Origin of the sequence: Zobellia nedashkovskayae (genome assembly GCF_015330125.1) — a bacterium.
GTDB lineage: Bacteria > Bacteroidota > Bacteroidia > Flavobacteriales > Flavobacteriaceae > Zobellia > Zobellia nedashkovskayae.
Window position 1 is genome coordinate 2,012,173 of sequence record NZ_JADDXR010000002.1, and the last position, 20,080, is coordinate 2,032,252.

General features: G+C 37.1%; 18 protein-coding genes. 4 read left to right on the forward strand and 14 right to left on the reverse strand.

The features are described 5' to 3' along the window. Positions 1 to 148: 148 nt before the first annotated feature. The 5 genes from IWB64_RS08470 to msrB all read right to left on the reverse strand — a co-directional run bounded on the left by IWB64_RS08470 (position 149) and on the right by msrB (position 3,815). A complete protein-coding gene (locus tag IWB64_RS08470) occupies positions 149 to 1,489 on the reverse strand; it encodes a polysaccharide lyase family 7 protein (RefSeq protein ID WP_194533603.1) in 1,341 nt (446 codons plus the stop codon). A gap of 191 nt (positions 1,490 to 1,680) precedes the next feature. Continuing rightward, positions 1,681 to 2,163: a peptide-methionine (S)-S-oxide reductase gene (locus IWB64_RS08475; RefSeq protein ID WP_194533604.1), complete on the reverse strand. Its 483-nt coding sequence runs from the start codon at positions 2,161 to 2,163 to the stop codon at positions 1,681 to 1,683. A gap of 120 nt (positions 2,164 to 2,283) precedes the next feature. Then, the gene (locus IWB64_RS08480; RefSeq protein WP_194533605.1) at positions 2,284 to 2,697 is read right to left on the reverse strand and encodes a DoxX family protein; all 414 of its coding nucleotides are present in this window, start codon (positions 2,695 to 2,697) and stop codon (positions 2,284 to 2,286) included. Between the two features lie 106 nt (positions 2,698 to 2,803). Next, positions 2,804 to 3,361 (reverse strand): peptide-methionine (S)-S-oxide reductase MsrA, encoded by a 558-nt coding sequence (gene msrA, locus IWB64_RS08485; protein WP_194533606.1) that lies wholly within the window; start codon positions 3,359 to 3,361, stop codon positions 2,804 to 2,806. Continuing rightward, entirely contained in the window at positions 3,351 to 3,815 is a 465-nt protein-coding gene (gene msrB, locus IWB64_RS08490) for a peptide-methionine (R)-S-oxide reductase MsrB (RefSeq protein ID WP_194533607.1), read from the reverse strand. Before msrB ends, msrA begins: the two co-directional genes overlap by 11 nt. A gap of 244 nt (positions 3,816 to 4,059) precedes the next feature. Between msrB and IWB64_RS08495 the strand changes: the two genes are divergently transcribed. Next, positions 4,060 to 4,866, forward strand: a complete 807-nt coding sequence (locus IWB64_RS08495; protein ID WP_194533608.1) for a DNA/RNA non-specific endonuclease — start codon at positions 4,060 to 4,062, stop codon at positions 4,864 to 4,866. A gap of 40 nt (positions 4,867 to 4,906) precedes the next feature. Here the strand turns inward: IWB64_RS08495 and rodA are convergent, their stop codons facing one another. The 7 genes from rodA to IWB64_RS08530 all read right to left on the reverse strand — a co-directional run bounded on the left by rodA (position 4,907) and on the right by IWB64_RS08530 (position 13,980). Further along, positions 4,907 to 6,190 carry a rod shape-determining protein RodA gene (gene rodA / locus IWB64_RS08500; RefSeq protein ID WP_194533609.1) on the reverse strand — a complete coding sequence of 428 codons (1,284 nt, stop codon included), beginning with the start codon at positions 6,188 to 6,190 and terminating at the stop codon, positions 4,907 to 4,909. A 3-nt stretch (positions 6,191 to 6,193) separates the two neighbouring features. Next, on the reverse strand, positions 6,194 to 8,113 hold the full coding sequence (locus IWB64_RS08505) for a peptidoglycan D,D-transpeptidase FtsI family protein (RefSeq protein ID WP_194533610.1): 1,920 nt from the start codon (positions 8,111 to 8,113) through the stop codon (positions 6,194 to 6,196). Positions 8,114 to 8,657: 544 nt separating this feature from the next. After that, a complete protein-coding gene (gene mreC / locus IWB64_RS08510) occupies positions 8,658 to 9,479 on the reverse strand; it encodes a rod shape-determining protein MreC (RefSeq protein ID WP_194533611.1) in 822 nt (273 codons plus the stop codon). Between the two features lie 89 nt (positions 9,480 to 9,568). Next, the gene (locus IWB64_RS08515) at positions 9,569 to 10,597 is read right to left on the reverse strand and encodes a rod shape-determining protein (RefSeq protein WP_155598089.1); all 1,029 of its coding nucleotides are present in this window, start codon (positions 10,595 to 10,597) and stop codon (positions 9,569 to 9,571) included. 66 nt (positions 10,598 to 10,663) lie between these two features. Continuing rightward, the gene (gene purH, locus IWB64_RS08520) at positions 10,664 to 12,193 is read right to left on the reverse strand and encodes a bifunctional phosphoribosylaminoimidazolecarboxamide formyltransferase/IMP cyclohydrolase (RefSeq protein WP_194533612.1); all 1,530 of its coding nucleotides are present in this window, start codon (positions 12,191 to 12,193) and stop codon (positions 10,664 to 10,666) included. Between the two features lie 174 nt (positions 12,194 to 12,367). Further along, positions 12,368 to 12,826, reverse strand: a complete 459-nt coding sequence (locus tag IWB64_RS08525; RefSeq protein ID WP_194533613.1) for a GAF domain-containing protein — start codon at positions 12,824 to 12,826, stop codon at positions 12,368 to 12,370. A gap of 86 nt (positions 12,827 to 12,912) precedes the next feature. Continuing rightward, positions 12,913 to 13,980 (reverse strand): hypothetical protein, encoded by a 1,068-nt coding sequence (locus IWB64_RS08530; protein ID WP_194533614.1) that lies wholly within the window; start codon positions 13,978 to 13,980, stop codon positions 12,913 to 12,915. 366 nt (positions 13,981 to 14,346) lie between these two features. On the opposite strand from IWB64_RS08530, the gene IWB64_RS08535 reads away from it, so the two are divergent. The 3 genes from IWB64_RS08535 to IWB64_RS08545 all read left to right on the forward strand — a co-directional run bounded on the left by IWB64_RS08535 (position 14,347) and on the right by IWB64_RS08545 (position 17,588). Then, positions 14,347 to 14,760: an HYC_CC_PP family protein gene (locus tag IWB64_RS08535; protein ID WP_226975833.1), complete on the forward strand. Its 414-nt coding sequence runs from the start codon at positions 14,347 to 14,349 to the stop codon at positions 14,758 to 14,760. Positions 14,761 to 14,933: 173 nt separating this feature from the next. Continuing rightward, a complete protein-coding gene (locus tag IWB64_RS08540) occupies positions 14,934 to 17,204 on the forward strand; it encodes a TonB-dependent receptor (protein WP_194533615.1) in 2,271 nt (756 codons plus the stop codon). A 27-nt stretch (positions 17,205 to 17,231) separates the two neighbouring features. Beyond that, complete coding sequence (locus IWB64_RS08545) at positions 17,232 to 17,588, forward strand: heavy-metal-associated domain-containing protein (RefSeq protein WP_194533616.1); 357 nt, start codon at positions 17,232 to 17,234, stop codon at positions 17,586 to 17,588. Positions 17,589 to 18,010: 422 nt separating this feature from the next. Here the strand turns inward: IWB64_RS08545 and groL are convergent, their stop codons facing one another. Beyond that, complete coding sequence (gene groL / locus IWB64_RS08550; protein WP_194533617.1) at positions 18,011 to 19,642, reverse strand: chaperonin GroEL; 1,632 nt, start codon at positions 19,640 to 19,642, stop codon at positions 18,011 to 18,013. A 102-nt stretch (positions 19,643 to 19,744) separates the two neighbouring features. After that, positions 19,745 to 20,023, reverse strand: a complete 279-nt coding sequence (locus IWB64_RS08555) for a co-chaperone GroES (protein WP_038235730.1) — start codon at positions 20,021 to 20,023, stop codon at positions 19,745 to 19,747. Positions 20,024 to 20,080: the final 57 nt, after the last annotated feature.

Genomic DNA, 20,080 nt, shown 5'->3' on the forward strand with positions numbered 1-20,080 from the left:
GGGCTTTTTTTTATGAAAAATGTTATAGCTAAATTAAGGTGTTAGAAATTTGAACACTAAAATATTGGTGTATAGGACGTCATTAAAAAAGAGGTAGCTGTTTTCAAAACAACTACCTCTCAATTAAATTTAAAAAGAATTAAGTTTTTTAATTATGGTTTACGCTTAAGTTTTTAATGCGAACCAAACCATAAGACCCCGTATAACTAGCTCCTTTAACAGATTGCAAGTAGTTGCCGACTTTAAAGTAATTTTCAGATAAATCGTCTACTTCCATTTCTTTTCTAAATACACTAGAACCATTCATATAGAGTTCTATGTAGCCCCCAGAATAGACCAACTTACAATTGTACGTAGTATCTAGGCTATATCCGCTAAAGGTTTGGCTACCACCTTGTTTTTCCGTAACATAACCACTTATTTTTAAGCTAACCGATCCGGATGATTGGTTCTCATCACCAATAAACTGAACTCTTACAACATCATCAACTTCAACTCCATCTGAGTTAGTACTTGGGCCATGTATTTGACCAAAACATAATACTCCGCCATCTCCATCTGTATCTTGAGGTAGCTGGTTGACTTGAACAGTCCATTCCATAGTGTGAGTACCGCTATCTCCACTCCAACTTGCTAGGTTGCCATTATTCATTTCACGAAGTTCGACCCTTGGATTTTGTGAATTTGCCGAACCACCCAAACCTCTGTAACATTTAAAAAATACCCATTCACCATCGGTATTAAAATAATTGTCATCTGAATAGGTGTTGTATGAAATACCACTTGCGTCAGTTATATCATCATAGTAAGTTGCGGAAGATCCTGGACTACCCGTGAAACTATTAATTTTCCATGTATTACTGTTAATTCCTAGGACATCTGCAGGGTAATCTCCGCCTGTAGGCGGTACAACTACGGAACCACCCGAACCCCATGCTTCAAATTTGGTAATACTATTCCAAAAAGTGGTACTGCCCCCACTGTTTAGAATATATCCCTTACCGATTACTCTTATGTATCTAGCATTGGTATTAGGCAGGTCAAATGTTTCAAAATCAGATGTAGACCCAGCGCTTGTTTTAGACTTGATTTTTGTTAAGTTCGAAGTTGAGTTGCCAACCCACACCTCAAATTTCGTTTTTCTAGAGTCTCCCTTATAAAAGGCGATTTTTACATAATCTAAGTTAGCAGAGCTACCAAGGTCATATGTAATTGAGGCACCATCACCAAAACCTGACCATCTGGAGGAAGTTGATCCATCTAGCGTATTGCCAGATACGTTTGGTGATTGTGAAGTGCTTGCTGAGACCGAAGATATTCCGATTTTAGTTGAATTTGCTGACAGCTTAGTAAGTACTTGTTCTTCATTATCGTTTACCTGTTCATTTGAGCAACTGCCAAGGCAATATGCTAAAAGAAAGACGGGCAATAGCTTCGAAAGAAGATTTCCAGTGACCGAAACAATGGTCATTAATTCATTTTTTTTCATAATAGTTCATTATTTAATTTAGGGTTTATTGGTTATCCACTTTGGTTAACCAATTGCGTAATGTTAGCTCTTATTTTAGTAAAGTCAAAATTTTAGAAAGAAAATTCGTCAAAATGACAAAGAATTGTACTTCTTTTTGCAGTATGTTCAATTGTCTTTTTAAAACTGAATTGTTTATTCTTCGAGGTACTTTAAAGCTTTAACGATGAGTTGAATTGGGTTTTCAGAAGCTTTAATTTTGGTGCAATATATTTTGTGCAGAACGGTTTTTCGGGATTGGAGTAATAGTAGTTTTTGAACTCTATTTGAGATGATTTAAAAGCCTTAAAAGGGAATACCGTGGTAATTAGTGGGTCATCAAAATTAGCTTGTAGTTCCTTTAAAATATTATGAACTTTAGTTGTTTGACCTCGCGAAAAGGTGTAGACCGCAGAACGGTATTTGTTGCGCATACTATGATTAGATGTGCTTTTGTGAGTATGTAAATGTATTTCTATAAGTTCTTTTAGGCTGATGACGATTGGGTTGAAGTGAACAATAATAGCTTCGGAGAAAGCACTATGATTTCCTGTTGATGAAATAAAGCCCTGTTCAACTTTATTTACTCCGTTTAAAGATTGAAAAACTGCTTCTGTGCACCAGTGACAACCTCCGCCTAGAGCTATTTTATCCATAGAAGATATTTTTCCTTTTGTCGTAATGTCCAGGCTATACTTCCTGTTGCTCTAAAAATAAAAAGACCCGCTGGAATAGCAGGTCTTTTAAGTCGCAAAAATAAAGCTGTAGCGCCCAAATCATGCTACAGTTTTTAGCGTAGGTTGAGTATATATATCTTTTGCAGGTATTTTACGTTGTTCATTAAGTCTTTTGTTCTGTATGTAGGTTACATAAAGCGCTATAATACAAAATACGGCAGACGCTCCGTTTCCATCTCTAATCATTAGATGTGCTATTATACCAAATGCAAAGTTTAGAAAAAATCCGGCAAAGGCCCATTCGCGGAGCCAATTGCTCTTATTGAAGATAAGAATGGTTAATCCCAGTAATTGTGCAGCTCCTAATACAAATATTAGATATAAAGGGTATCCTAATTCAGCAAACTTTGTAACTACGGCCTCGTAGTTAAAGAAAGAATTGGCTACGGCGTAAATAATAGCCAATGAAAACAAAGTAAGCGCAATACGATAGTAAAGTTGTGTGGTTTTCATAGAATTGGGTTTTAAGATTGTTTGATAAAATTACTTTCTTAAAACCCATTTCTTGAAGTCAGGCAGACCAAATACGGTTTCCTGTAGACTAATTGCTTAAAACTGGTTACGAGCTAGTTTGTGACTGTTTTAACTTATCGCCGTGTATTTTCCTTAGCTTCGCCAACTTGGGTGTAATTACAGCGCTACAGTACCCCTGTGAGGTATTGTTGCGGTAATAGTCTTGGTGATACTCTTCTGCATCATAGAAAATAGGTAACGGGCTTAATTCCGTAACAATAGGGTCATCAAAGTAAGATGCCAGCTCTTTAATTACAGTTTCGGCAACCTTTTTTTGAGTATCGTCATGAAAATAAATTACCGAACGGTACTGCGTACCCACATCACCACCTTGACGGTTTAGAGAAGTGGGGTCATGGCTTGTCATGAACACTATCAACAAATCTTGATATGAAATTACTGAAGGGTCAAAAGTAACCTGTACTACTTCTGCATGACCAGTTAAGCCAGAACATACTTCTCTATACGTAGGCTTACCTGGTGCGTTGCCACCAGTATATCCAGAAACTAATTTCTCTACTCCTTTTAATTCTTGTAAAACTGCTTCTATACACCAAAAGCATCCACCACCAAGGGTGGCTGTTTCTAAATTTTTATTGCTCATTTTTAATGCTTTCTTTTTGTAATTGCATTGATTCTGAATTTATACAGTAGCGAAGTCCACTAGGTTCTGGACCGTCAGGGAAAATATGTCCCAAGTGGGCATCGCAAGTGTTACACATTACCTCTACGCGTATCATACCAAAAGATGAATCTTTATGATACTTAATGGCGTTTTCTTTTATAGGTTGTGTGAAACTGGGCCAACCAGTTCCTGATTCAAACTTAATAGTTGAATCAAATAACGGTGTGTTACAACAGATGCAATTATACTTTCCTGCGTCGTGTGCACTACATAAAGCACCGGTATGTGCTTGTTCTGTACCTTTCTTTCTTGTAATTCTAAACTGTTCAGGAGTTAGGAGTTCGCGCCATTCGGCTTCTGTCTTCTCAACTCTTCTGTCTGGTTTTGGATTTCCTTTTATACTAAAATTGATTACCTCTTTCCATGTAAGCATAGCTTTCCTTTCTTTAAACTAATTCGTTGCATGAATTAGATTATACAAAATAAATACATTGCACTATATGAAGTGTGCTTATTTGTCGAAATTTTTAGCTTTCCCTTACAGTAAAAAAGAAAAGGCCACCAAAATGGATAGCCTTCTATATTTGATGGTGTTATGGATATATCTGAACCTTAAAAACAAATAGTGTGTCCGCTATGTCCGGCTTAACCTAAAATTTGTTCTATTTTTGAACGCAATGAAAAGAAAAACAATTTATACCATTTTGACCATCTGCTGTGCGATAGGTTTTTGGTTGTTCGAGAATTTTTATACTCCGGATACTTATTCACAGCAAACAGCAAACGGACCTAAAACTTCCGTTGCCGGTAATTTAATGCCTAGTTCTACAACAGGGGAAATAGTAGAGCATAGCCACTTTATGCTTTCTTACAATGAACCGTTTGAACAAGCAGAATGGGTGGCATATACTTTAAAAAAAGATCATTTAACTCATGATGACCGCAAACGTCCTTATTTTATTGAGGATCCAAAAGTGAGAACGAAATCTGCCGATTGGCGGAATTACAAAGGTTCTGGCTATGATCGTGGACATTTGTGCCCTGCAGGCGATAGGAGGTTTACCAAGCAAGCTTACAATGAAACCTTTTACACCAGTAACATAAGTCCGCAAAATCGCGAATTTAATGCCGGTGTTTGGAATGAGTTGGAAATGCAGGTACGTATGTGGGCCAAGCAGTACGGTGAAATTTTTGTTGTCACAGCTGGTGTTCTAGAAAACGGGTTAAAGGAGATTGGTGATGAAGACGTAGATGTACCTAAGTATTATTATAAAATAATAGCTAGGGGTAAAGGTGATAATTTAAAAATGGTAGCTTTTTTGATGGAAGGAAAACAGAGCTCAAAACCTTTAAAACAATTTAGTGTTCCTGTTGATGAGATTGAAAAACGCACAGGCATCGATTTTTTTGAGAAACTCGCTAAAGAACAACAGGGTCAATTAGAAAGCAAGGTTGATACCGGAAGCTGGAGCTTTAAATTCTAAGCTGTAAATTTAGCTTTCCCAAGTATATGGATTTCTAGGCTTAAATACCTTCCTTTAATCGGTTTGCATCTAACTTCAAGAAAATAAATAGTAAAGCCGTAAAGAATAGGAGTCCTGATCCACCATAACTAAAGAAGGGTAGGGGAATACCAATTGTTGGCAGCACGCCTATTACCATACCAATGTTTATAAAGTAGTGGACAAGCAGTATGGAAATAACACCATAACCGTACATACGGGCAAATCCTGTTTTTTGACGTTCCGAAAGATAGACCAGTCGCAATAATAAAAAAGTAAAAAGTAAGACAACCGTTGCGGTTCCTAAAAAGCCCCATTCTTCACCAACGGTACTAAAAATATAATCCGTATGTTGCTCGGGTACAAAATCACCTTTGGTTCGGGTCCCTTCCAAAAAGCCTTTTCCAAAGAAACCACCAGATTCAATAGCTTTTTCCGATTGATAGGTGTTGTAGCCTATAGTTTTTCTAATGTAATCTAATTTGGCAGGGTCTTTCTCTAATCGTAACCAGAGACTGAAACGATCTCGGTGACGTTGCTCAAAAACATTGTTGAAAACAAAATCAACAGAAAGCGAAAATAAAATGGTCAGAACCACAGCTATTGCAGTGGGAATGACTGGGACACGGAATTTTTTCTTTTTTAGAAGAAAGAAAATTATCAAGATTAATGCAATACTGATTGTAATCCAAATAGTACCGAACATCAACGTAGTTACAAAAACCATGATAGCGAAAAAGGCTATGCCCAGATAATAAATAGGAAGTCCTTCTCTAAAAATCACAAAACTTAAGGAGAAGAAAACCAGCGCACTACCCGGATCCGGTTGTGGTATAATTAATATAGCCGGTATTAATATAATCAAGAAAGCGTACAGCTGATCTTTATTTCGTTTTATATCTGTTTGGATATCACTTAGATACTTTGCTAATGCCAAGGCTGTTGCCACTTTGGCAAGTTCAGAAGGTTGTAGGTTGAAAAACCCCAAGTCGTACCATGAAGTAGCACCTGCAATAGTTTTACCAAAAACAAACAGACCCAGTAGCAGTACCATGGATATGATGTAGAGTACACTAGAGAAGCGTTCGTAAAAGTTAGCCTCCAGAGCCAATAGTATTACAATTGATGCAAAGCTGGTAAGGATAAAGAAAAGCTGTTTGCCGTGTAACGTCCCAAAATCGAATATGGAAGAATCGCTTTCGGAAAAGGTACTTGAATAGATGTTTACCCACCCAATAGTTAATAAGAGGACGTAGAATAAAACAGTAAGCCAATCAAGACGTTTGAGGACACTTTTGCCGGTCATATGCTATTCTTCTGATTGATTTTGAGCTTTATATACGCTCGAATGCTTACTCCAATCGTATTCGTTTATTTTAAATTCCTTACCGCTATAAGGCTTGGCATATTCGTGCTCCAAAGTTCTCTCTAACATCCTTTTTTCAAGGTCTGTACGGGTAATCTCTCTTTTTATGTATTTTTCAATCATTAAAGAGGCGATATGGCCTGCATATCTAGAGCCATAATATCCGTTTTGAATATATACTGCAATGGCAATTTTTGGATTTTCTACAGGGGCAAAGGCTACAAAAACTGAGTTATCCGTTAGCTGAGTTCTAACGCTATCTATTTTAACGTAGTTTTCTACTGTACCTGTTTTTCCGGCAATTTCAATATCCGGAATCTGTACGTACCTAGCTGTTCCTTTGTGGTAAACATCCGCCATACCCTGAATTACAGGTTCAAAATGTCTTTTGTCTATGGTGGTATATTTAGGCTCTACAAAATCCGGGATATCAATTTTTTTACCATCTACTTTTTTAAGAACATGAGGGGTAAAGAAATAGCCTCTATTGGCAATTGCAGCTGTCATGTTTGCTAATTGAATTGGCGTAACATTTACTTCTCCTTGGCCAATAGCATTAGAGTATGTAGTGGTGGCAGACCACCTTTTGTCTCCCACTCCGTACCATTTGTTATAGAGATCAGTACTGGGAACGCTACCTGGCCTCCCTGTATAAAGGTCAGAGCCTAAATATGAGCCTAAGCCAAAACTTTTGACGTGTTTTTCCCAAGCGTCCATTGCTTCACTATTGGATGGAAATTGCTCGAATATTTTTTTATAAGCTCCAACAAAATAGGCATTGCACGAAAGGTATATCCCATTATTCAGGTTTCTTGTTCCACCTCCGCAATGGCAGCCTTTTTTATGTCTTCCTATAAAAAAACCGTGGTGGCATGTAAATGTTGTTGATGGGGTGATTGCTCCTTCTTGTAATGCAATTAATGCGTTAATTGTTTTGAAGGGAGATCCTGGACTTTTTTCAAAAGAAATAGATCTATCAAACGTTGGTTTTGAAATAGAGTCGTAATGTAATTTGCTGTAATTAGCAGATCTTTTTCTCCCCACTAAAAGAGATGGGTCATAGGTGGGGCCGGAAATCATAGATAATATTTCACCCGTAGCAGGTTCAATAGCAACAATGCCGCCCCATTTACCGACCATAAGCCTTTCTCCATATTCCTGTAGCTCTTTATCAATTGTTATATTGATTTCAAAACCTTGTTCAGGTAAGGTATCCAAAGTTCCATTTTTATAAGGACCAATATCTCTATTGAAACGATCTTTTTGAATGTACTGTACACCTTTTCTACCTCTTAAAATATCTTCATATACCTTTTCTACTCCGGTACGTCCGGTAAGTTCACCTTGAACATAGTACGGATTTTTGGTTAAGTCTCTTTCGTTTACTTCACTAATATAGCCTAAAACATTAGCGCCACTATTAGTGTCATAGTAACGTAAAGAGCGTTTTTGAATATAGAAACCAGCATAATGGCGCATTTTCTCCTGAAGCATTGCATAATCTTCTTTGGAGAGCTGTGGCACAAAAACCGATGGTAACCTTGGGGAATATATTCTAGCTTTTCGTAATTCTTTTTTAAATTTTTCCTTATCAATTTTAAGAAGTCCACAGAGCTCTAAAGTATCTAATTCACGAACCTCACGCGGAATAACCATTACATCATATGCTGGGTCATTACCAACCAAAAGCTTTCCGTTTCTATCATATATATAACCACGCTCAGGATAATCATAAACCCTTTTTATAGCGGGGTCTTCCAATACTTGGTCTGGCGAAAAGCTGAATATCTGCAGATAAGAGAGTCTGCCGAGAAACGTAATGCCAATGATTACAATAATGGATGATAATAACAGCTTTTTCATCTTAGATGAAATTTTAATTTAAGAAGTTTATACTTTTCTGCTTTTCTACTCTTTACGGACACTGAAAAGTGAACCGAATAATAAGCAAAGAATAAGAGTTGCGGTGCCCGTAGCTAATACTTTCTTCAAAATTAATAGGAAATTAGCCAAACTAAAAATTTCCAGGGTAAAGAAAACAAGGTGATGTACTATAATTAATAACGCCAAATATGTAATTTGTTGTACCCTAGTGGTATTACTTAATTTAAAACTTTGAAATTCAAAGTTTACACCAAAAACAAATCTCATTATTGCGGGTCTCATGTAGGCTATAGTAATGGTAGATGCCGCATGTATTGCCATAGTGTCCGAAAAGAAATCTATAGCAATCCCTAGTAAAAAACCCAAACCAATGAATGCTGCTCTATTCTCCTTTATAGGGTACCAATAAAGAAACAAAATATAAACCATTGGGTTGATGAAGCCGAAAAAATTCAACTTATTGAACACCAGTACCTGTACTAGTACCAATAGTATAAAACGAATGACATTTAAGAAGTAATAATTACTGACCATTTGTCTCCGTTAGTTTTTCTAGTTTTAAAATTTCTTCGCGATAAGAATTGTCTATTATATAGACGTTCTTAATATTGGTCATATCATTAAAAAGTGCCACATCTATAGTGTAAAAACTTTGAGAGGTGTTGAGATCAAATTTTCTAATAGTGCCAATAGGAATGTTTTCGGGAAAAATACTGCTCATGCCTCCGGTTACAATGGTGTCACCAATCGTAAGTGGTACTAGCCTGGGTATATCTACCAATTGAACTACGTTATACCTTTTTGTGTCCCATACCAAGGAACCAAAATGATCGGTGTTTTTTATCTTGGCGTTAATGTTGGATTTCTCGTTTAAAATAGACTGTACGGTGGCAAAATTTTTGGAAGTATTTTCTATAATTCCTAAAATACCCTTACTGGTAATAACACCCATATCCGGTGCAACGCTATCTCTACTCCCTTGGTCTATAGTAATGTAGTTGCGTGGATCTGCAAAACTATTTTTAATGACTTTACCAGTTGTAATAGTGTAGGTTAGTTGAACTGAGTCTAAGACTATGGTGTCCAATTCTTTTCTGTTGAATAGTAACTTGCGCAAGTTTTTATTCTCTTGCATAAGTTTTTGATTCTCTGTATCGAGTCCAAAATATGTTGAAACTTCATTGGAGGTTTCTAAAATATTACCTGTTATCCAATTGGAAGAATTGAAAAAACGCGACTGGTGATACGAATGCGATTGAATCGTAAAGCCCAAGGAAACAATCATCAAAAAGACATAAAGAAGGAAATTCTTATATCGTATGATAAAATTGATGATCTGCTGCATTCACTATTAGATTTGGTGAAACCTGCGAAGCAATTCCGAATGGAAATAAAGTTTAAAACCTTTTGAAATCGCCCCGAAATCTTTAGGTTTTATTTGATAAGGATACTCTTGTAGCGCTCTAAGTTTTTAAGTGCTATGCCTGTACCTCTAACTACTGCTCGTAGCGGGTCTTCGGCAATGTATACAGGTAGGTCTGTTTTTTGTGATAACCTTCTGTCAAGTCCACGTAGCATAGAGCCACCACCGGCTAAGTAAATACCGGTGTTATAAATATCGGCAGCTAGTTCTGGAGGTGTCTGTGAAAGTGTCTCCATAACGGCATCTTCTACACGAAGTATAGATTTATCCAATGCTTTAGCAATTTCACGATATGAAATCTGAACTTGCTTAGGCTTACCAGTCAATAGATCACGACCTTGCACAGATTTTTCATCTGGTGGAGTCTGTAAATCTTCTGTGGCAGAACCTATTTCTATTTTTATGCTTTCTGCGGTAGCTTCACCTACATATAGGTTGTGCTGAGTACGCATGTAGTAAATAATGTCGTTAGTGAAAACATCACCTGCAATCTTAACAGATTTATCGCAAACAATACCACCTAAAGCTATTACGGCAATTTCTGTAGTACCACCTCCTATGTCAACAATCATGTTTCCTTTGGGTTGCATGATGTCTAGACCAATACCTATAGCTGCGGCCATTGGCTCGTGAATTAAGTAAACTTCTTTACCATTTACACGTTCTGCGGATTCTTTTACCGCACGCATTTCTACTTCTGTAATACCAGAAGGAATACATATAACCATGCGCAATGCAGGTGGAAACCATTTTTTCTTTAAAGCAGGAATGTTCTTTATGAACATATTAATCATCTTCTCAGATGCATCAAAATCTGCAATAACCCCATCTTTTAAGGGACGGATAGTCTTAATATTTTCGTGAGTTTTACCCTGCATCATGTTGGCTTCTTTACCAACGGCGATGATTTTGCCAGAAATACGATCTCGGGCTACGATAGATGGACTATCTACAACTACCTTGTCATTGTGTATGATTAGGGTGTTCGCCGTACCTAAATCGATGGCGATTTCCTCAGTCAAGAAATCAAAAAATCCCATTTGTAATCTGTTTGGTTATGTTACTAGCTTGATAAGGGGTGTATTTCATCGACAAAAGTAATGAAATTAATGCTTGAAATGACGTGTGCCTGTCATAACCATAGATACGCTATTTTCATTACAATAATCGATACTTAATTGGTCCTTAATGGACCCGCCCGGCTGTATAACGCTAGAAATACCACTTTTATTGGCTATCTCTACACAATCTGGGAAAGGAAAGAACGCATCGCTCGCCATTACGGCTCCTTTAAGATCAAAATTAAATGATTTTGCTTTGTGAATTGCTTGGTTCAGGGCGTCTACACGAGAGGTCTGGCCTGTTCCACTAGCACATAATTGCTTGTTTTTTGCAATAACGATAGTGTTAGATTTTGTATGCTTACATAGTTTTGAAGCGAAAATTAAATCTTCAAGATCTTGTTCTGACGGTCTGGTGTCAGTTACGTACTGTAAACCCTCTAAAGTATCCGTTCTGTGGTCTTTCTCTTGAAGCAATATTCCATTTAGACAGGTTCTAACCGTCATCTCTGGCATTTCGACTTCATTTTGAATTAAAATAATTCTATTTTTTTTGCCTTTTAAAATTTCTAGGGCATCACTTGAATAACTAGGTGCAATAACTACTTCACAAAATAACGTATGAATTTCTTCTGCAGTTGCTTTGTCAATTTTTTTGTTGCTGATTAGAACTCCTCCGAAAGCGGAAACAGGATCTCCCGCCAATGCATCTACATAGGCTTGGTGCAATGTGCTGCGTTGTGCCAATCCGCAAGCATTATTATGTTTTAAAATAGCGAAAGTGGGTTCGTCATTTTTGAATTCGAGCATTAAATTTACCGCTGCATCAACATCTAATAGGTTGTTGTATGAAAGCTCTTTGCCATGTAATTTGTCGAACATGGCGTCAAAATCACCAAAGAAAAATCCTTTTTGATGTGGGTTTTCCCCATAACGTAAAACTTTTCCGTTGGTCTCGCTTATCTTTAAAGCAGCGATGTCATGATTTTTATTGAAATAATTGAAAATAGCCGTATCGTAGTGAGACGAAACATTGAACGATTTTGCAGCAAAACGTTTGCGGTCTTCTAGGCTAGTGCTACCATTTCCTTCTGAGATAACATTTAAAAAGTCTGAGTAATCTTCCATAGAGGAAACACAAAGGACATCTTTAAAGTTTTTTGCTGCTGCACGAATTAACGAAATGCCACCTATGTCTATTTTTTCAATAATATCTTGTTCCGATGCGCCACTTGCAACGGTCTTTTCAAAAGGATAGAGGTCTACGATTACGATGTCTAATTGAGGAATTTCAAATTCTTCCAACTGTGCAACATCACTTTCATTATCCTGTCGGTTTAAGATTCCACCAAAAACTTTTGGATGCAACGTTTTGACTCTACCTCCTAAAATAGAAGGGTAACTAGTTACATCTTCCACGGGCACGACATCAACACCAAGGTCTTTTATGAATTTTTCGGTACCTCCTGTGGAGTAGATAGTAATACCAAGTTCTTGAAATTTTTTGATGATTGGTTCCAATCCATCTTTATGGAATACGGAAATCAGTGCAGAAGAAGCTTTTTTGATGCTCATTTTAATGGGATGTAGTTACTAAGTTTTAAAGACATGCAAAAATACTTTTTTTGAAAGAAAAAATGGGCGAGGTTATTAACAAAACTGCTAAAGTTTTAAACCGATTGTGTCAAATAAGACGGGGCGGCATCGATAAACGGCATTATGATAACTAAAAAGGTCCTTGAAGTTACATTAAAAGGTGTAGATTTTGGCGACTTCGGTATTTACAAACTCTAAAAAGCGCTCATCTTCTTCAGTAAATGGGTCAGGAGTATTGGAGTCAATATCAATCTGGCCTACGTTTTCACCATCAATAAATAAAGGAACTACAATTTCTGCTTTTACGGTAATGCTGCATGCTATGTAATTATCTTGCGCCTTTACATCTGGCACCACAAAATTTTGATTAGATACGGCTACTTGTCCGCAAATTCCTTTTCCGAAAGGTATGATAATATGATCGGTAGGAGCGCCCGCATATGGTCCTAGCTTTAGTTCTTCTTTGTTTCCGTTCTTAAAATAGAACCCTACCCAGTCATAATGAGGTACAGTTTCTTTAAGAAGTTCGCAAAGGTTCTGAAGGCGTTCGTCTACGGTTAAAGAGGCGGAGTTAAGTATAGTGCTAGTTTTGATTCGTAAGTCGTTAAACATGCTAATTTTTTATGCAAAAATAAACTATTGAAAACAAAAAAAGGGATGCCGAATTAACGACATCCCTTTTTGATATATGAATAGTATTAAGGCTGGATTTTCACGTCAAAAACAATATAGTCATCGTTGTCAAAACCTGCTTGGATTTCTGTAATTTTTATAAGGCCTTTTTTACCATAGTTATCTACGAACTCAATAACGTCGCCTACGGCTAAAACACCCGTTGTTTGTAAAGTTGATTGAGAAACGAAGTCTAAATCACCTGACAAAGTAATTCCATCAAAACCAGTGCCGTTTGTTGTAGAAAGTTGAAAATAAGTTTCGTTCAAAGTCTCGCTAGCAGCATTTTCTTCGCTCGCTCCAGGCTTTAAACCTTCTACGTCAAAACCAAAGGACTCATCATAGGTTGCTGTTGAGGCAAAATAAGCTTCAGTTGTATAGTAATATCCAAAATCCCAGAAAGCCCTGAATTCCGGTCCTTTGTTTATTTTGTATACGGTTCCGTCTAATAAAGAAAAGAATGATTCTGTCGTGCCGTCTGCTGCCGGCGCAAATAGTTTAACATCTGTAAACGAACGAACTTCTGCTGCAGCGTTAACTCCGTTACCAACTTTAACAGTGATAGTTCCTACCCCTAAAGCTAATCTTTTGTTAGCATCTCTAAAATCTCCTTTTCCAGTTGTTGTCCAAAAATGGTAAACAATCTCTCCGTTATCAATATCTGGAACAGGAAGTTCAAAAGTAAAATCAATAGCTTTCTGAGTATCTCCATCTAAATCAACAGAACCATCACCTTTTAGAGCTTGTGTAAGATCTTTACCTTCTATGTTGAAATTGTTAAATGGCATTTCACCACTGCCAGATACGTTTTGGGTAATATATAACCTCTTTTGATTTGAGGTAGATGTATAAATGATACGTCCTGGTACTGTTGTGCTAACTTCGCCAGAGGCTTCGGCAAACAAAATGTCGCCTGAAGAGTCACTGTCGTTAATTATAAGTGTAGCAACGGTTTCTTCATCTGTGTCGTCTTGTTCTTCATCTATAGGCGTGTCAAACACGGAGCCATCGTCGCTACTACAGCTAGATACCATAAATGCTAGTGCAAAAATTGCAAATCCTGATTTTACTACTGTTCTAATATTTTTTTTCATTACTAAAATTTTAAGTTCAATATGGTTAGTGAATCGGATGTGTTGTAAGTTTAATCCGTCATGTCATAACTCAAAAACGGGGTGTTAAGTATGTGAAAGGTGAAAAAAAACGGATAAATCGAGCATTTTAACTGAAAATGAGGAGTTTGGAATACATCTGTTGTACAAGTGTTTCTATGGTTGAAGTACCCTTTTGAAAGCATGGGACTTTACATTCTGAGGTAAACTTATGGTTTGCTTTTTTTGTACGGATTTTTTTTGAGGTCTTGACCAAAGTGAGCAATCTGTACAATGGTTTTACGTTTTAACAGTATTGATGGAGTTCAGTTTTAGTTGTTTGAATAATTAATATGTAATTTTGTCTTGATGAAAAATATGTTACATAAAATAGTTTCGCTTGTCATGGCAGTATTGCTTCTGGCAACTACCACCTCTTGGAAAGTAGAGAAACACTATTGTATGGGGCATTTGGTAGATGTAGCTTTTTTTGGTGAAGCAGAAAATTGTGGTTCTAACATGCTTTTAGAAAGTGAAACTACTACATCTATAGATAAAAAATCTTGCTGTAAAAGTGAAGTGGTCGCTAAGAAAGGGCAAAACGATGTTAAGCCATCTTTTAACGATTTAGATTTGGACCAGGAAGTGTTTCTGGCTTCATATATATACTCCTTTGTCGGCTTGTTTGAGCCAGTAGTAGAAAAAAATTCTAATTATACACATTATCTTCCTCCTAATATTATCAAAGATATACAGCTGCTTGACGCTGTTTTTTTGATTTGATTTTTTTCAATTTCTTATTGTTTTTACATGAAACAGGCCTCGGTTTATAAAACTGAATTTGTTGAAGCAAATGTATAGTTTTCTTCAGCCTTCATTTCTATTTCATGTTTTCGGTTTTCCATATGAGTATGCCGATAGATAAAAGTTAATTGATAAAATTTCATCAAAGAAAAATGAATAAATATATAGTAGTATTGATTTCTTTAGCGCTGCCTTGGTTTTCTTTTTCTCAGGAAAAAGTAGAAGGAACAGTCATAGAAGATGGAGATTCCGGAAAAATGGGGATTGCAGGTGCAAATGTGTATTGGATGGACTCCCAAATAGGAGTGGTATCCGATATGGATGGAAAATTCTCCATTCCCTTTAAAAAGGAATATAATAAATTAATCATTAGTTATGTGGGTTATGAGTCAGATACGCTAACTATAGATAAACCTAAAAGTATTCGTGTAAGTCTAAAGCCATCTAACGAATTAGATGAGGTGGTGGTGCAACAAGAGCGAGATCCTATACAAAAGGCTTATTTTAGTCCGCAGAATTCGGTAACCGTAAACAGTGCAGAGTTGTTAAAGGCGGCTTGTTGTAATTTGGCCGAAAGTTTTGAAACCAACCCGGCTATAGATGTTAATCTTTCCGATGGGTTAACGGGTACTAAGCAAATACAGATGTTAGGATTGACCAGTCCGTATTTGTTGATTACACAAGAGAATATTCCTATGGTTCGTGGTGCTTCGCAGGCATACGGACTAACATTTACACCTGGTACATGGATAGAGAGCATTCAGATTACGAAAGGTGCGGGTAGTGTAGTGAACGGTTATGAAAGTATTTCGGGTCAAATCAATACCGAAATGGTCAAACCTCTTACCGATAATGCTGTTTTTGTAAATGGATATTTCAACGAAAATGGCAGGTACGAGCTAAATACACATTTTAATAAAAAGCTAACGGATAAGTGGAGTACAGGTCTTTATATACACGGAAATAAAAGAACCCAGAAAGAAGATGATAATGAAGACGGGTTCCTAGATGCACCTTTGGGCAATCAGATTAATGTAATGAATCGTTGGCAGTACCAAGATGCCGAAAAAGGATGGGTCAGCTTTTTTAATGTCCGATTCTTAAACGATGAAAAGCAAGTAGGCCAGACCAATTTTAACCCGGCTATGGATAGAGTAGATAATAAAGCAGTACTACCAATACCGAGCGAAGCCGAAGTATGGGGCAGTGAAATCAACACCCGTCGTTTTGATGCTTCTTTAAAGTTGGGTTACGTCTTTCCTGAGCTTCCGTTTCAGAGTATTGGTTTTCAAACAGCGTATAGTCTGCACAAGCAAGATTCTTATTTTGGTTTTAGGACATATGATATCACCCATGAAAGCATTTATACCAATTTACTTTTCAACTCCATACTAGGAGATACGCGTAACAAGTTTAAAACGGGATTGACATTTGCCTATGATGGTTATGATGAGATGGTGACTGCTACGGATTATTCTAGGGAAGATCACTCGGTAGGTGCTTTTTTTGAATACAGTTATGAGAATTTGGAAAAAGTGAGTCTTACTGCGGGGCTTCGCGTAGATAATCATAATAGGTTAGGCACGTTCGTTACGCCGAGGTTCCATATGCGTTATACTCCGTGGGAAAAAGGAAGTTTGCGAGGCTCTTTTGGCAGAGGCAAGCGCGCGGCCAATATTTTTGCGGAGAACCAGCAATTGTTCGCTTCGGCACGGGAAATTAAAATCTTGAATTCTGGAGGGGAGGTATATGGTCTTGACCCGGAAGATGCATGGAATTACGGTGTAAGTTTTTTGCAAGGGTTTAATTTTCTAAATGGGAAAGGTGATATTTCGGTAGATTATTATATTACTGATTTCAAGAACCAAATAGTGGTGGATTGGGAAAACCCACAAGAAGTTTCGTTCTATAATCTAGAAGGAGATAGTAAAGCGAAGAGTTTTCAGGTTGAAGTAAATTATGAACCTTTACCTCGCTTAAATTTGCGCGCTGCCTACAAGAAGTATGATGTAAGTACCGATTATCAAAGCGGGAACCTTCAAAAGCCATTACAGGCACAGCATCTGTTTTTTGCAAACTTGGGGTATGAGACCAAAGCTAAGGATAACGGTTCACAGTGGAAGTTTGATTATACGTTGCACAGCGTGGGAGAGAAGCGATTGCCGGATACGAGTTCAAACCCAATAGCATATCAATTAGCGGCTACATCATCTCCATATAACCATATGAATGCTCAGATAACAAAAGTGTTCTCTAATACGTTTGAAGTTTATGTAGGTGGAGAGAATTTATCAGGCGTACAGCAGGATAATCCAGTCTTAGGAGCTGACAATCCTTTTGGCCCTAATTTTGATACAACTGTTATATATTCACCTATCATGGGCCGGATGTTCTACGGAGGTTTTAGAATTAAAATTCAATAACAATAACAATAACAAATAATAAGATATATGAAAACTACAATTTTATCAATTGCAATGGCCTTGATTACCTTGGTAACGTTTGCTCAGGAAAAGAATAAGAAAATGACTTTTGACGTTGACGGTAAATGTGCTATGTGTAAAGAACGAATAGAGAAGGCTGCACTTAACGTAAAAGGTGTAAAATATGCTTCTTGGGACATTCCAACACACCAACTTGCGGTAATTATGGATGAGCGTAAAACCGACCCAATGAAAATTAAAACGGCAATTGTAGCTGTTGGTCACGATACCAAAGAATTAAAAGCAACTGAAGAAGCATATGAAAGTGTTCATCCTTGTTGCAGGTATAGAGAAGATAATTCAGATGATGGTGCTGATCATTAAGAGTAAATAGTTTTTCATTAGGATAATAAAGCTGATTTTAATTGAGTTGAAATGGCTTAAAATATTTTAGTTAATTTTTTGCCAAAGAAAATATCACGAATCAAAAAGTGATATACCTTAGATTAGTTTTATTTAATACTCGAAATTATGGCACAAGCAAAAAATGCAGGTAAATCATCTGCTAAGCCGTTATCAGCAAAAGCTGGTAAAAAGGCCGCTCCGAAAGCTGCTCCTAAAAAGAAGTAGTCAGTAAACCCGATAGGATTTAGACATCGGACAGGAAAACCATCTCTTAAAAAAGGATGGTTTTTTTGTTGGTAGAAGTGAATAAAAAAACCGCTCTTGATATTCAAGAGCGGTTTAATATTATAATATTGATAGCACAAACCAATTAATCAATAATTGGCTGTGGCGCCTCGCCACTACATCATTCCGGGCATTCCGCCTCCACCCATTGGTGGGCCGGCAGGAGTATCCTCTTTAATGTCTGTTAAAGCACATTCGGTAGTTAAGATCATACCAGCAACAGATGCAGCATTTTCTAATGCTACTCTAGTTACTTTAGCAGGATCAATAATACCAGCTTTCATCATATCAACATAAGTTTCAGATTTTGCATCGTAACCAAAATCACCTTTACCTTCCAGGATTTTTGCGATTACTACAGAACCTTCACCACCTGCATTAGACACTATAGTTCTTAAAGGAGCTTCAATGGCGCGGGCTACGATTTGTAAGCCTGTTGCTTCATCTTCATTCTCAGTAGCTATTTTAGCAAGAACAGATTTAGCTCTTACCAATGCAACACCTCCACCAGCAACGATACCTTCTTCAACTGCAGCTCTCGTTGCATGTAAAGCATCATCTACACGGTCTTTTTTCTCTTTCATCTCAACCTCAGAAGCAGCACCTACATAAAGTACGGCAACACCACCAGCTAGCTTAGCTAAGCGCTCTTGAAGTTTTTCTTTGTCATAATCAGAAGTAGTAGTCTCAATTTGAGATTTTATCTGATTAACTCTTGTTTTGATATCTTTTGCAACACCACCACCATTTACGATTGTAGTATTGTCTTTGTCTATTTGTACTTTTTCACAAGTACCTAACATATCTAGAGTAGTATTGTCTAGAGAGAATCCTCTTTCTTCAGAAATAACAGTACCACCTGTTAAAATAGCGATATCTTCTAACATTGCTTTTCTACGGTCACCAAATCCTGGAGCCTTAACAGCAGCAATTTTTAAAGAACCTCTTAATTTGTTTACAACTAAAGTAGCTAATGCTTCACCATCAACATCCTCGGCAATAATCAAAAGTGGTTTTCCTGATTGAGCAACTGGCTCCAATACAGGAAGAAGGTCTTTCATTGAAGAAATCTTCTTATCGAACAATAAGATATAAGGACTTTCTAATTCTGATACCATCTTTTCTGAATCGGTAACAAAATATGGAGAAAGGTAACCTCTGTCAAATTGCATACCTTCTACAACATCAACATAAGTGTCAGTACCTTTAGCTTCTTCTACGGTGATAACACCTTCTTTACCAACTTTTCCGAAAGCTTTAGCGATTAAATCACCAATAGTTTCGTCATTGTTAGCTGAAATAGAAGCTACTTGCTTAATTTTTTCAGAAGAATCACCTACTTTTTTAGATTGCTTTGCTATGTTGGCAACAATTGCTTCTACAGCTTTATCAATACCTCTTTTCAAATCCATTGGATTTGCACCAGCGGCAACATTCTTCAAACCTTCTTTAACGATAGCTTGAGCTAAAACAGTAGCTGTAGTAGTACCATCACCTGCAAGGTCATTAGTCTTAGAAGCAACTTCTTTAACCATTTGGGCACCCATGTTTTCTAGAGGGTCTGCCAACTCTATTTCTTTTGCAACAGTTACACCATCTTTAGTTACCTGTGGAGCACCAAAAGACTTGCTGATGATTACGTTTCTACCCTTAGGTCCTAATGTTACTTTTACCGCATTTGCCAATGCATCGACACCTCTTTTTAGGCCGTCGCGTGCATCGATATCAAACTTTATATCTTTTGCCATAATAAATATTAGTATTTGTTTTTCTCACGTAAGTGAGAATATTTTAAATTAATCTTATGTATTTCTTTAAGAACTCTAGTGGTTACTAGAATGTGAAAGAAACTATATGATAGCTAAAACGTCACTTTCACGCATCATTAAATAATCTACGCCTTCAAGCTTAAGCTCAGTGCCTGCGTATTTACCATATAAAACAGTATCGCCAACTTTAACTGTCACCTTTTCATCCTTGGTGCCTGGTCCAACTGCAACGATTTTACCTTGTTGAGGTTTTTCTTTGGCAGTATCTGGAATGTAAAGACCTGATGCTGTTTTAGTCTCAGCAGCCATAGGCTCGATAAGAACCCTATCTGCTAATGGTTTAATGTTCACTTTTGCCATATTTTTAGTTTTTAGTTTGAAAAATTATATTCTTGAATCCTAATGGGCAGAAATTAT

Coding starts and splice junctions, on each gene's coding strand:
- groL (WP_194533617.1), bottom strand. CDS start 19,642: ATGGCAAAAGATATAAAGTTTGATATCGATGCACGCGACGGCCTAAAA.
- IWB64_RS08470 (WP_194533603.1), bottom strand. CDS start 1,489: ATGAAAAAAAATGAATTAATGACCATTGTTTCGGTCACTGGAAATCTT.
- IWB64_RS08555 (WP_038235730.1), bottom strand. CDS start 20,023: ATGGCAAAAGTGAACATTAAACCATTAGCAGATAGGGTTCTTATCGAG.
- IWB64_RS08475 (WP_194533604.1), bottom strand. CDS start 2,163: ATGGATAAAATAGCTCTAGGCGGAGGTTGTCACTGGTGCACAGAAGCA.
- IWB64_RS08540 (WP_194533615.1), top strand. CDS start 14,934: ATGAATAAATATATAGTAGTATTGATTTCTTTAGCGCTGCCTTGGTTT.
- IWB64_RS08495 (WP_194533608.1), top strand. CDS start 4,060: ATGAAAAGAAAAACAATTTATACCATTTTGACCATCTGCTGTGCGATA.
- purH (WP_194533612.1), bottom strand. CDS start 12,193: ATGAGCATCAAAAAAGCTTCTTCTGCACTGATTTCCGTATTCCATAAA.
- msrB (WP_194533607.1), bottom strand. CDS start 3,815: ATGCTTACATGGAAAGAGGTAATCAATTTTAGTATAAAAGGAAATCCA.
- rodA (WP_194533609.1), bottom strand. CDS start 6,190: ATGACCGGCAAAAGTGTCCTCAAACGTCTTGATTGGCTTACTGTTTTA.
- IWB64_RS08530 (WP_194533614.1), bottom strand. CDS start 13,980: ATGAAAAAAAATATTAGAACAGTAGTAAAATCAGGATTTGCAATTTTT.
- IWB64_RS08545 (WP_194533616.1), top strand. CDS start 17,232: ATGAAAACTACAATTTTATCAATTGCAATGGCCTTGATTACCTTGGTA.
- IWB64_RS08525 (WP_194533613.1), bottom strand. CDS start 12,826: ATGTTTAACGACTTACGAATCAAAACTAGCACTATACTTAACTCCGCC.
- IWB64_RS08535 (WP_226975833.1), top strand. CDS start 14,347: ATGAAAAATATGTTACATAAAATAGTTTCGCTTGTCATGGCAGTATTG.
- IWB64_RS08515 (WP_155598089.1), bottom strand. CDS start 10,597: ATGGGATTTTTTGATTTCTTGACTGAGGAAATCGCCATCGATTTAGGT.
- IWB64_RS08480 (WP_194533605.1), bottom strand. CDS start 2,697: ATGAAAACCACACAACTTTACTATCGTATTGCGCTTACTTTGTTTTCA.
- IWB64_RS08505 (WP_194533610.1), bottom strand. CDS start 8,113: ATGAAAAAGCTGTTATTATCATCCATTATTGTAATCATTGGCATTACG.
- mreC (WP_194533611.1), bottom strand. CDS start 9,479: ATGCAGCAGATCATCAATTTTATCATACGATATAAGAATTTCCTTCTT.
- msrA (WP_194533606.1), bottom strand. CDS start 3,361: ATGAGCAATAAAAATTTAGAAACAGCCACCCTTGGTGGTGGATGCTTT.